Source organism: Micromonospora sp. NPDC005220 (assembly GCF_040607895.1).
Lineage (GTDB): Bacteria > Actinomycetota > Actinomycetes > Mycobacteriales > Micromonosporaceae > Micromonospora.
The window spans coordinates 1-7,367 of the sequence record NZ_JBEXHP010000179.1 but is presented as its reverse complement, the minus strand read 5'-3'; the positions used below and the strand labels follow the sequence as shown (position 1 = coordinate 7,367).

The following is a 7,367-nucleotide window of genomic DNA, read 5'->3' as shown; positions in this document are numbered from 1 at the left end:
GTGACCGTGGCCCACGGTCACCGCTGCCGCCGCCGCGGCGGCCCGGTCGGTGGGCCGAACCCGGGTGGGGTCGACCTGCACCCCGCCCGAGCGGTCCACCAGCAGGCCGGCCGCCTCGGCCCGGGTGACCGCCTCGGCGAGCCGCGCCTTCGCCACCGTCAGCCGACCGGCGAACTCGGCCAGCACCTGGTCGACCTCGATCAGCGCCGGTGCCATCGAGGTCAGCTCATCCCGAAGACCGGCGAGCCGAGTGTCCGCCGCCGTGGCCGCCGCACCCGACCAACCGCCGCGCAACCGCCCGCCGGCCGCGCGCAGCCCGCCGACGCGCCGGCCGCGCGGCCCGGTCAGCCCCGCCCACGCCGCCCCGGCGGCCCGCCACCCCTCCGGATCGACAGCCCACAGCTGTCGGTAGCCGACGCCGCTCACCGGGGCAGCGCGGCGAACCGCTCGGCGGCCCGGTCGTCCACCGTCTCGTACGCCTCGACCGCCGCCCGGACCCCGCCGGAGGCCGCCGCGACCTGGGCACCCAGCCGGCAGAACCAGGCATGCCCGGCTGCCTCCAACCCGGCCAGGGCCGCGCCAGCCCGCCACTCCGGCGCAGCCACCACCAACCCGGGCTGCCCGGCGAGGCCCAACGCCAACCGGTGCGCCTCGTCGTCGAGCAGGACGGCGACCGCCCGCAACTCCTCCGGTTGGACGGTGAACGGCTCGTCGGTCATGACCACACCCCCGTGGACGATCGGCATCGACGCGCTGACGCTAGGCGCGTACCGCCGCTCGCGCGGTGCCCTGTGGACAGCCGACGTCGAGGCGTACCCCCGGGTGTCCACAGGCGTTGCCCAGCGCGAGCCCGACGGCTAATCTGCGGCCCGCACCGCCGGTAGGGTGATGTGGTGATCGTCGCTGTCGGCATCGACGTCGTCCTGGTCGACCGGTTCGCCCGGGCCCTGGCACGGACACCGCTGCTCGCCGACCGGCTCTTCACCGAGGCCGAGCGGCGCACCCGCTCCGGCAACCCGCGCTCGCCCGAGTCGCTCGCCGCCCGGTTCGCCGCCAAGGAGGCGGTGGCCAAGGCGCTCGGCGCTCCGGCCGGGCTCAACTGGCACGACTGCGAGATCGTGCCCGACCCGGACGGCCGCCCCTGGCTGGCTGTGTCCGGCACGGTCGCGGCGGTGGCCGACGCGCGTGGGGTCAACCACTGGCATCTCTCGTTGTCGCACGACGGCGGGATCGCGTCGGCGATGGTGGTCGCGGAACGATGACGTCGGCCGGGAGGGCCGGTCAGGTCCACCCGCGAACGGAATGGGACAGGGTGGCATGAGAGCGGTGTGGCGGGTGGCCGACGTACGGACGGCCGAGGCGGGGTTGATGGGCACGCTGCCGGAGGGGACGCTGATGCAGCGGGCCGCCGCCGGCCTGGCCCGCCGCGCCGCGCTCCTGCTCGACGAGCGGGGCGGGGTCTACGGGGGCCGGGTGCTGCTGCTGGTCGGCTCCGGTGACAACGGCGGCGACGCGCTGTACGCGGGTGAGCGGTTGGCTCGCCGGGGAGTCCAGGTGTCCGCCCTGCTGCTCAACCCCGGGCGGGCGCACGCCGGCGGCCTGGCCGCGCTGCGAGCCGCCGGCGGTCGGCTGGTGCCGGCTCCGGCCGGCCCGGTCGACCTGGTCCTCGACGGCATCGTCGGGATCGGCGGCACCGGCGGGTTACGGGCGAACGCGGACGAGCTGGTCCAGCGCCTCGGCGACCTGCGCGGACGCGACGGGGAGCGGGCCACAGTGCTGGCTGTCGACGTGCCCAGCGGGGTCGCTGTCGACACCGGCCACGTGCCGCTGTCCGCGTCCGGCCGGCCCAGCGCGGTCCGCGCCGACGTGACGGTGGCCTTCGGCGCGCTGAAGCCCGCCCTGGTGGTCGGGCCGGCCGCCGCGCTGGCCGGGCAGGTCGAGCTGGTCGACATCGGGCTGCGGCCGTGGCTGCGGGGCACCCCGGCGCTGGGGGTCACCGAATGGTCCGACGTGGTCGACTGGTGGCCCGAGCTGGGCCCGGCGTCGGAGAAGTACGCCCGGGGCGTGGTGGGGGTGGCGACCGGCTCGGCGACCTACCCCGGTGCGGCGGTGCTCTCCGTGGGTGGCGCGCTGGCCGGGCCGACCGGCCTGGTCCGCTACGCCGGCAGCGCCCGCGCCGAGGTGCTGCACCAGCACCCCTCGGTCATCGCCAGTGAGCGGGTCGCCGACGCGGGTCGGGTGCAGGCCTGGGTCTGCGGCTCCGGGCTGGGCACCGGTGCTGACGCGGCGGCCGAGCTGCGGGCCGTACTGGCCGCCCCGGTGCCGGTGGTGCTCGACGCAGACGCCCTGACCCTGCTGGTGGACGGCTCACTCGCCGACCGGCTGCGGGGTCGGGACGCGCCGATCGTGGTCACCCCGCACGATCGGGAGTTCACCCGCCTCTGCGGGGAGGAGCCGGGCGCCGACCGGGTCGGCGCCGCGCTGCGGCTGGCTGCCTGGATGAACGCGGTGGTGCTGCTCAAGGGCGACCGCACGGTGATCGGCACGCCGGACGGTCGGGCGTACGTCAACCCGACCGGCACCTCGGCGCTGGCCACCGGCGGCACCGGCGACGTGCTGGCCGGGCTGCTCGGCTCACTGCTGGCGGCCGGGGTGCCCGCCGATCGGGCCGCGGCCGCCGCCGCGTACCTGCATGGCCTCGCCGGGCGGGAGGCGGCCCGGAGCGGGCCGGTGACCGCGCCCGACGTGGCGACCGCGTTGCGTCCGGTGCTGGCCCGGCTGGGCTGAACCGGTCGGTTCCGGGCGCGGTGACCGGATCGTCGCGTCGGGACGTGCGTCGCCGCCCGCGGTGATCACGGCGGAAAGTAGGCTGGGCACATGTGGCAGGCCCAGGTACGCGTCGATCTTGACGCCATCCGCGAGAACGTGAGCAGGCTCCGCTCCGGCACCACCGCCGAGTTGATGGCCGTGGTGAAGGCCGACGGGTACGGCCACGGCATGCTTCCGGCTGCCCGCGCGGCGCTCGACGCCGGCGCGGACTGGCTCGGTGTCTGCACCCTCGACGAGGCGCTCACCCTGCGGCGGGCCGGGGTGACCGTGCCGGTGCTGGCCTGGCTGCTCGCCCCGGGGTTGCCGCTGCACGAGGGGGTCAGCGCCGGGGTGGACCTGGGCGCGGCCAGCCTGGCGCAACTGGACGAGATGATCGAGGCGAGTCGCCTCGCCGGCCGTCCCGCCCGCCTGCACCTCAAGATCGATACGGGGCTGTCCCGGGGCGGCGCGACAGTCGCCGACTGGCCCGCGCTGCTGGACGCCGCCGCGAAGGCGCAGGCCGACGGCCTGGTCGAGGTGGTCGGCGTGTGGAGCCACTTCGTGTACGCGGACTCGCCCGGCCACCCCACCACCGACCGTCAACTGGCCGTCTTCCACGAGGGGCTGGCCATGGTCGAGCGGGCCGGGCTGCGACCCCGCTGGCGGCACCTCGCCAACTCGGCAGCCACCCTCACCCGCCCGGACACCCACTTCGACCTGGTCCGCCCCGGCCTGGCCATCTACGGGCTCTCCCCGGTGGCCGGCGAGACGTACGGGCTGCGGCCGGCGATGACCGCCCGCGCCCGGGTGATGCTCACCAAACGGGTGCCCGCCGGCACCGGCGTGTCCTACGGGCACACCTACACCACGGAGACCGACGCGAACCTGGCCGTGGTGCCGCTCGGGTACGGCGACGGGGTTCCCCGGCACGCGTCCAACACCGGGCCGGTGCAGCTCGGCGGCGTACGCCGGACGATCTCGGGGCGGGTCTGCATGGACCAGTTCGTGCTCGACTGCGGCGACGACCCGGTGGCCGACGGCGACGTGGCGACGCTCTTCGGCAGCGGCGTCGACGGCGAGCCGACCGCGGACGACTGGGCCGAGGCGGTCGGCACGATCAACTACGAGATCGTCACCCGGTTCGGCGGCACGCGGGTGCCCCGGGTCTATGACGGTGAGAAACCATGAGTTACCGCATTCCGCGTCCGCGCACGGCAGCGGGCCGGGTCGCGGGGATCGTCGGCGCGGCGGTGGGGGTGGCCGCGGCAGGTCTGGCGGCCGGGGTCGCGACCGAACGGACCCTGGTCCGCCGGCTCAAGGCCGACCCGGCCGACCGCTACACGCACGAGACGTTCGACAACCAGCGGTACGACGACGCGTTCCGCCTGGAGCTGCCGGACGGCACGGACATCCACGTCGAAGTCGTCGAGCCGACCCGGCCGGTGCCGGGGTGCCCGACGGTGGTGCTGGTGCACGGCTTCTGCCTGGACATGGGGACGTTCCACTTCCAGCGCCAGATGCTCGCCGCCCGCGGTGACTACCGGATCGTGGCGTACGACCAGCCCGGTCACGGCCGGTCCGGCCGGCTGGAGACCGGGGAGTACGACCTCACGGTGCTCGGCCGGACGCTGCGCCAGGTGATCGACCGGACCGCCCCGGACGGGCCGCTGGTGCTGGTCGGCCACTCGATGGGCGGCATGACCATCATGGCGTTCGCCGAGCTGTTCCCGGAGCTGTTCGGTGACCGGGTGGTGGGCACCGTGCTGATGGCCACGTCGGGCGGGCTCATCGCGGAAACCAAACTGGTCGCGCCCGCGCTGCTCGGCCGGGTCGGCGGCCCGATGCTCTACATGGTCAGCAACGCCACCCGGTACGGCGGGCCGGTGATCGACAAGGCCCGCAAGTCGACGTCGAACGTGGCCTGGCTGTTGACCCGCAAGTACGGCTTCGGCACCCGCAAGCCCAGCCCGTCGCTGGTGTCCTACGTGGAGACGATGAACTCCCGGACGTCGGCCGACACGGTGACCCGCTACCTGCGTACCCTGGCCACCCATTCGCGCTTCCCGGCGCTGGCGGCGCTGGCGGCGACTCCGGTGCTGGTGGTGGTCGGCGACAAGGACATGATCACTCCGGTGACCCACTCCGAGGAGATCGTGCGCCGGTTGCCGCACGCCGAGTTCGTGAAGATCAAGGACAGCGGTCACGTGGTGATGTTGGAGCACGCGGACGAGGTCAACGCCGCGCTGGCGCGGTTCCTGGAGTCATTGCAGAGCGTGGAGGAACGGTGAGTCACGTCGTCAAGCTGCCGACCGTCGAGGACACTCGGGACTTCGGCCGTCGGCTGGCCGGTCTGCTGCGGGCCGGCGACCTGGTGCTGTTGACCGGCCCGTTGGGCGCCGGCAAGACCGCGCTCACCCAGGGCGTCGGCGCCGGGCTCGGTGTCCTCGGGGACATCACCTCGCCGACCTTCGTGATCGCCCGGGTGCACCGCCCCGATCCGGCCCGGGGTGGCCGGGTGGCACTGGTACACGCCGACGCGTACCGGTTGGGTGACGCCACCGACCCGCGCGCCGAGATCGACGACCTGGACCTCGACGCGTCGGTGGACGACTCGGTGACCGTGGTCGAGTGGGGCGAGGGCCTGGTCGAGCAGTTGGTGGACGCGCACCTGCGGGTTCGCATCGACCGCCGCGACGACGACACCCGCATCGTCGAACTGGACCCGATCGGCGGCGACTGGGCCCGGCGGCTCGCCGACCTCGGCTAGGTGGGCGGCTGTCGTACCCGATGCCTAGAGTGCGGGGGACCGACCCGCGCTGTGAGAGGTTCCTGATGCCCGACGACGCCCCCGCCCTGGATCTGCTGGCCCTGCTGCCGGAGCAGTGGCGTGCCGTGCTCACCCCGCACCTCGACCCGGAACGCACTGCCGCGCTGGGCGAGTTCGTGGCCCGGGAATACGCGACGCAGACCGTTTTCCCGCCGCTGGAGGATCTGTTCTCGGCGTACCGGCTCTGCCCGCCGCAGGGCACCCGGGTGCTGATCCTCGGGCAGGATCCCTATCACCGGGCCGGGCAGGCACACGGGTTGAGCTTCAGCGTCCGTGACGGCGTGCCGGTGCCACCGTCGTTGCGCAACGTCTTCAAGGAGCTGGGCGAGGACGTGGGCGTCCCCAAGCCCCGCAGCGGCAACCTCGACGGTTGGGCCGCGCAGGGTGTGCTGCTGCTCAACGCGGTGCTGACCGTCCGGCAGGCCACTCCGGGCTCGCACGCCAACGCCGGGTGGGAAGAGTTCACCGACGCGACCATCCGGGCTCTGGACGCGGCACCGGAGCGGGTGGTCTTCCTGCTCTGGGGTGGCTACGCCCGTAAGAAGGCCGCGCTGGTCACCAATCCGCAGCACGTGGTGCTGGAGGCGGGTCACCCCAGCCCGATGAACCCGCGCGGCTTCCTCGGCAGCCGCCCGTTCAGCGCCGCCAACAAGGCACTCGCCGACGCAGGCCTGCCCACCATCGACTGGGAGCGCACCGCCGGCTGACCCGGCACCCGGCCGGCGGCTGGTTCGGCCGGCAGTTGGCTCAGCTGTCGCTGGCCAGCTGCCGGCGCCGGTAGCGGCCCAACAGTTCGGCGGCGCGCGGCTCGCTCAGCTCCAGCTCGACAAGCGGCACCACCTGGTAACCCCGCCCGCCGTGGCGCACCTCGATCGTTTCGGGCAGCTCGTCGCACATCGTGGCCCTGATCTCCCCATGCCGGGTCGACCATCGATGTTCGCCCGGTTCCTCGGGCTCCAACCACACCCCGCCGAACTCACCCCAGCGGGCGTTCCACCGCTGGCCGTAGTTCGTCTCCAGCCAGCGGGTGAACGGTTTGGAGTCCTGCCAGCGCAGGGCGATCTCCAGCGCCTCGACAGGCACCGGCGCTCCCTGTAGCAACGCTGCGGTGCACCCGGTGATCACCTGCGGGAAGTCGGTGAGTCGATCCAGCAGCTGATCCAGCCCCAGCCCGTCGATCGCTCGGCGATCGGCCGGGCCGCCAGGTCGTCGATCAGGGCGTCGAGGTGCGCGTCCAACGGCTCAACTGCAACGACCAACTGCACATCCATCGCGGCCAGCAACCGCTCCAGCACCGGGACGGTCGGCGCCCGCTCACCGCGTTCGAACCGGGCCACCGCTGCCTGGTCGACCTCGGCCAGCGCGGCCAACTGGCGCTGGTTCAGGTCGCGCAGGTGTCGTTGATGCCGCACTGCAGCGCCGAGAAGGGTGACGAGGCGAGTCGATGACATCCCGGCATGGTGGACCACGGGCGAGATCTCTGCCGTCCCGCTGCGGCAGATCGGCGACTCGCGCCGCGCGCCGCGATCCGCGTGCCGCGATCCGCGCGCCGCGATCCGCGCGCCGCGATCCGCGCGCCGCGAGTCGCGAGTCGCGCGGCGCATGGCCTGGCGCGGGATGGGGGGTCTTCCCCCAATGAGCGTGATGTCTGTGAGTCATCGTGATGACTCACAGACATCACGCTCAATTGCGGATGTGGCTCCACCGCCTAGTTACGGAAGAGCGCTGGAGC

10 protein-coding genes and 1 pseudogene are annotated in these 7,367 nt (G+C 73.8%); 7 read left to right on the top strand and 4 right to left on the bottom strand.

The window, feature by feature from the left end; genetic code table 11:
• Together ABZU52_RS31170 and ABZU52_RS31165 are read right to left on the bottom strand one after the other, a co-directional pair.
• Positions 1-426 (bottom strand): annotated as a pseudogene (locus tag ABZU52_RS31170) (hypothetical protein); the annotation flags it as partial.
• A complete protein-coding gene (locus tag ABZU52_RS31165) occupies positions 423-719 on the bottom strand; it encodes a hypothetical protein (protein WP_354974504.1) in 297 nt (98 codons plus the stop codon). The gene ABZU52_RS31165 and the pseudogene ABZU52_RS31170, both read right to left, overlap by 4 nt.
• On the opposite strand from ABZU52_RS31165, the gene ABZU52_RS31160 reads away from it, so the two are divergent.
• The 7 genes from ABZU52_RS31160 to ung all read left to right on the top strand — a co-directional run bounded on the left by ABZU52_RS31160 (position 718) and on the right by ung (position 6,342).
• Positions 718-861, top strand: coding sequence for a hypothetical protein (locus ABZU52_RS31160; RefSeq protein WP_354974503.1), 144 nt, complete (start codon positions 718-720; stop codon positions 859-861). The two genes, ABZU52_RS31165 and ABZU52_RS31160, sit on opposite strands and share 2 nt — an antisense overlap.
• A gap of 32 nt (positions 862-893) precedes the next feature.
• The gene (locus tag ABZU52_RS31155) at positions 894-1,262 is read left to right on the top strand and encodes a holo-ACP synthase (protein ID WP_354974502.1); all 369 of its coding nucleotides are present in this window, start codon (positions 894-896) and stop codon (positions 1,260-1,262) included.
• A 55-nt stretch (positions 1,263-1,317) separates the two neighbouring features.
• Positions 1,318-2,787: an NAD(P)H-hydrate dehydratase gene (locus ABZU52_RS31150; RefSeq protein WP_354974501.1), complete on the top strand. Its 1,470-nt coding sequence runs from the start codon at positions 1,318-1,320 to the stop codon at positions 2,785-2,787.
• Between the two features lie 90 nt (positions 2,788-2,877).
• Positions 2,878-3,996, top strand: coding sequence for an alanine racemase (gene alr, locus ABZU52_RS31145; RefSeq protein ID WP_354974500.1), 1,119 nt, complete (start codon positions 2,878-2,880; stop codon positions 3,994-3,996).
• Positions 3,993-5,096, top strand: a complete 1,104-nt coding sequence (locus tag ABZU52_RS31140) for an alpha/beta hydrolase (protein ID WP_354974499.1) — start codon at positions 3,993-3,995, stop codon at positions 5,094-5,096. The genes alr and ABZU52_RS31140 overlap by 4 nt, the downstream gene beginning before the upstream one ends.
• Complete coding sequence (gene tsaE / locus ABZU52_RS31135; protein WP_238687793.1) at positions 5,093-5,575, top strand: tRNA (adenosine(37)-N6)-threonylcarbamoyltransferase complex ATPase subunit type 1 TsaE; 483 nt, start codon at positions 5,093-5,095, stop codon at positions 5,573-5,575. The genes ABZU52_RS31140 and tsaE overlap by 4 nt, the downstream gene beginning before the upstream one ends.
• Positions 5,576-5,640: 65 nt before the next feature.
• Positions 5,641-6,342, top strand: coding sequence for a uracil-DNA glycosylase (ung, locus tag ABZU52_RS31130; protein WP_354974498.1), 702 nt, complete (start codon positions 5,641-5,643; stop codon positions 6,340-6,342).
• A 40-nt stretch (positions 6,343-6,382) separates the two neighbouring features.
• On the opposite strand, the gene ABZU52_RS31125 is transcribed toward ung, so the two are convergent.
• The gene (locus tag ABZU52_RS31125; protein ID WP_354974497.1) at positions 6,383-6,718 is read right to left on the bottom strand and encodes a hypothetical protein; all 336 of its coding nucleotides are present in this window, start codon (positions 6,716-6,718) and stop codon (positions 6,383-6,385) included.
• Between the two features lie 38 nt (positions 6,719-6,756).
• The gene (locus tag ABZU52_RS31120) at positions 6,757-7,086 is read right to left on the bottom strand and encodes a helix-turn-helix transcriptional regulator (protein ID WP_354974496.1); all 330 of its coding nucleotides are present in this window, start codon (positions 7,084-7,086) and stop codon (positions 6,757-6,759) included.
• Between the last annotated feature and the right edge of the window lie 281 nt (positions 7,087-7,367).

Coding starts and splice junctions, on each gene's coding strand:
- ABZU52_RS31165 (WP_354974504.1), bottom strand. CDS start 719: ATGACCGACGAGCCGTTCACCGTCCAACCGGAGGAGTTGCGGGCGGTC.
- alr (WP_354974500.1), top strand. CDS start 2,878: ATGTGGCAGGCCCAGGTACGCGTCGATCTTGACGCCATCCGCGAGAAC.
- ABZU52_RS31120 (WP_354974496.1), bottom strand. CDS start 7,086: ATGTCATCGACTCGCCTCGTCACCCTTCTCGGCGCTGCAGTGCGGCAT.
- ABZU52_RS31140 (WP_354974499.1), top strand. CDS start 3,993: ATGAGTTACCGCATTCCGCGTCCGCGCACGGCAGCGGGCCGGGTCGCG.
- ABZU52_RS31150 (WP_354974501.1), top strand. CDS start 1,318: ATGAGAGCGGTGTGGCGGGTGGCCGACGTACGGACGGCCGAGGCGGGG.
- ung (WP_354974498.1), top strand. CDS start 5,641: ATGCCCGACGACGCCCCCGCCCTGGATCTGCTGGCCCTGCTGCCGGAG.
- ABZU52_RS31160 (WP_354974503.1), top strand. CDS start 718: ATGACCACACCCCCGTGGACGATCGGCATCGACGCGCTGACGCTAGGC.